Annotated in this window: 1 protein-coding gene; it reads left to right on the forward strand. The window is 33.0% G+C overall.

All coding sequences use genetic code 11. The features are described from left to right. A partial coding sequence (locus tag AC3G7N_RS22145) for a hypothetical protein (RefSeq protein WP_489424267.1) occupies nucleotides 1-195 on the forward strand: 195 nt, incomplete at its 5' end. Nucleotides 196-563: the final 368 nt, after the last annotated feature.

Consider the following 563-nt stretch of genomic DNA (forward strand, 5'->3'; position numbering starts at 1 on the left):
TCATCGTCCATAGCAAGCAATAATAATTCCTCAGCAATAGTAAACATTGATTGGCCTCCTGTTTGCAATTATATTAGTAATACGGAAGATACAACCTATTTGTTTCAATATATCTATATATTAACCGGACTATTATCAGGTCAGGGACTGTGCGAAAAGGGCAAACCACCCGTTAAAGGAATTGTATTGAAATGAAGTCCAAAATCATTAAAACCGATTTCAATGTTTGCGGTTGTAGAATCACCGAATTGGATACAGTCCACATTCTTTCTAAATGCATGACACTTAATCCGCAATATAGTAGTAGTTTTTATTATATACACCATTGTCATTGAATTCACATAATATTAAAAGTATACTATATATAAACACTTGAAGAAATGCAGCTTTTCATTCTAAGGTTGCATTTTACACTATCGTAAAAAACATCCCCTATTCCAAATTGGGAGGGAAATTTATGTGGGATATCATTATTGCGATTATTATCCTTTCTATCATACTCTTTGGTCTCACTCGTCTCCTCGGTTATAGAAATAAGAATATAACGATAGAATTGGACAATC

The organism is Virgibacillus carmonensis, assembly GCF_057836705.1.